The organism is Burkholderiales bacterium (assembly GCA_035560005.1).
Classification (GTDB): domain Bacteria; phylum Pseudomonadota; class Gammaproteobacteria; order Burkholderiales; family Eutrophovitaceae; genus DASRFY01.
In genome coordinates, this window is the sequence record DATMAN010000067.1 from 1 (window position 1) to 2,771 (window position 2,771).

Below are 2,771 nucleotides of genomic sequence, written 5' to 3' on the forward strand. Positions count from 1 at the left end.
GATCAGCGAAGAGCGTTTCAACCTGGCGGTGACCGGCAGCAACGACGGCCTGTGGGACTGGAACATGCTCACCGGAGAAACCTATTACTCGCCGCGCTTCCAGCAGCTGCTGGGCTACGGCGCCTCGCAGATGGAGAACAACTTCGACGCGATGATGTCGCGCGTGCACCCAGAGGACCGCCCAGGCGTGGAAAAGGCCATCGAGGATCACCTGCAGCGCGGCGCGCCGTTCGATGCAGAGATGCGCCTGCAGACCAGCTCAGGCGAGTACCGATGGTTTAGGGCCCGCGGGCAGTCGGTGCGCGATGCCGGAGGAAAGCCGGTCCGGATGGCGGGTTCGCTCACCGACACCACGGACCGCAGGATTGCCGCGGCCGAGCTGTTCGCGGAAAAGGAACGCGCCCAGGTAACATTGGCCTCGATCGCCGACGGGGTCATCACCACCGATACCGACGGATGGATCGAGTACCTCAATCCGGTGGCGGAAACACTGACCGGTTGGAAACTTTCCGACGCCCAAGGCCTGCCTTTGCAGGCGATCTTCCGCATCATCGACGAGACGACGCGCCAGCTCGCCCCGAATCCGATCGAGACGGTGCTGCGCGAGGGTCGCACCGTCGAGATGGCGCAGACCCTGTTGCTCGTCAAGAACGACGGTGCCGAGGTGCCGATCGTGCATTCCGCCGCGCCGATCAGGGACCGCGCGGGGCGCATCAGCGGTGTGGTGCTGGTGCTGCACGACGTGAGTCGCGAGCGGCAGTACGCCGCCAAACTGTCCTACCAGGCGAGCCACGATGCGTTGACCGGACTGATCAACCGGACCGAGTTCGAGAACCGGCTTTCGCTCGCGCTGAAAACCGCTGCGCAGCTCGGCCGCCATCACGCGGTGATGTACCTGGATCTGGATCAGTTCAAGGTGGTCAACGATACCTGCGGGCATGCGGCGGGCGATCAGCTCATGCGCCAGGTCAGCACCGTCCTGCAGCGCAGGCTGCGCGAAGGTGACACCCTCGCCCGCCTGGGCGGGGACGAGTTCGGCGTGCTGCTGGAGAGCTGCCCGCCGGATCATGCCGTGCGCATCGCGGATCAGCTGCGGCAGACCGTGTCGGATTTTCACTTCGTCTGGGAAAACCGTTCCTTTGCCATCACGGTGAGCATCGGACTGGTCAACGTGGCTGACGGGATGTTCACCCTGGCGGACGTGCTCAGCGCCGCCGATGCCGCCTGCTACATGGCGAAGGACAAGGGGCGCAACCGTGTGCAGGTCTACCATCCGGAGGACAGCGAGGTTTCGCTGCGCCATGGGGAGATGGAGTGGGTCGGCCGCATCCAGAAGGCGCTGGAAGAGGACCGTTTCGTGCTCTACGCGCAGGACATCAAGGACGTCATCGCCTCGCAGGCGCACGGAATTCACTGCGAGCTGCTGATCCGGATGCTCGACGAAAAGGGCGACATCGTTCCGCCGATGGCCTTCATTCCCGCGGCCGAGCGCTACGGGCTCATGCCGGCGATCGACCGTTGGGTGATCCGCACCGCATTTGCCACGATTGCGCGGTTGCGCGGCGAGGGCGCCGAGCCGCGCATCGATCTGTGCTCGATCAATCTCTCAGGCGCCTCCCTGACCGAAGAACGGTTTCTCGACTTCGCGCGCGAGCAGTTCCAGCTCTTCGACGTGCCCCCCGGGCTCATCTGTTTCGAGATCACCGAGACCGCCGCGATCGCCAACCTGGACAGTGCGGCGCGCTTCATCCAGGCGATGAAAGGCCTCGGCTGCCACTTTTCGCTCGACGATTTCGGGGCGGGGATGTCCTCCTTCGCCTACCTCAAGCACCTGCCGGTGGACTTCCTCAAGATCGACGGCAGCTTCGTCAAGGACATGGCCGACGACCTGATCGACCGCGCCATGGTCGAGGCGATCAACAGCATCGGCCACGTGATGGGCAAGAAGACCATCGCCGAGTTCGTCGACAGCGAACGGATCTTGAGGGCCCTACGTGAAATCGGTGTCGATTTTGCCCAGGGCTACTGGGTCGCCAAGCCCAGGCCCTTCGGCCCGCGGCTGCGCATGGCCGCCGGCAGCATCGGGGCCGGCTGAATCCCGCCGCACAACGAGCGCTGCACCAAGAAGAACGGGCACACAGGGTGCCCGTTTTCTCTTGGCGCGACCGCGGCTGCCGGCCGCCCCGAAGAAAACCGCGAACGCCGCTTGCGGTTCGCGGAGCCCGTCAGGCCCGGCCAAGCCGGTCGACGCAGGCCTTCTCGGTCATCATTTCGAAGCCCTTGCCCTTGCAGGCGTTCTTGCCCTTGCAGGCATTCATCGAGGTCTTGCACTCGGATTGGCCCTTGCAGGCGTTGGCCCCGTAACACTTGACCTTGACTTCCTGGGCGGTGGCCGTACCCGCCACGCCCCCGGCGAACACCGCCGCGGCCGCCGTCGCGATCGCCACGCCAATCAGTCTGCGATTCAGATCCATCGTTTCCTCTCCTCTGAAGAGTGTTGGTTCATCGATGCGCAGGGTGCCGGGCGGCGCCACTTCAGGAACTCGCCCTTTGCCTGCCGCGCGCCCGGCATGCGTGCGAGCCGGCCGCATACCGAGGACAAGCACGCCGGCTCCCGTGCAATTACGCTGCGCTGGGCGGATCGGATTCAGCGAGGCAGGGAGGCCGAGTTCCCGTGAGGCGCGCGGCTGGCGGTCCAAGCGCGAATTTGCGACGCGAAACCGCTCCGAAGGCCGGAGGACGCGCTAAATATCTCATCTACTGGGCGAATT

Annotated in this window: 2 protein-coding genes; one reads left to right on the forward strand and one right to left on the reverse strand. The window is 65.0% G+C overall.

Going from position 1 to position 2,771, the window contains the following annotated elements; all coding sequences use genetic code 11:
- Positions 1 to 2,095: EAL domain-containing protein (locus VNM24_09950; protein HWQ38915.1), on the forward strand; the 2,095-nt coding region annotated here is incomplete at its 5' end.
- Between the two features lie 130 nt (positions 2,096 to 2,225).
- Here the strand turns inward: VNM24_09950 and VNM24_09955 are convergent.
- On the reverse strand, positions 2,226 to 2,474 hold the full coding sequence (locus VNM24_09955; protein ID HWQ38916.1) for a hypothetical protein: 249 nt from the start codon (positions 2,472 to 2,474) through the stop codon (positions 2,226 to 2,228).
- Positions 2,475 to 2,771 lie beyond the last annotated feature (297 nt).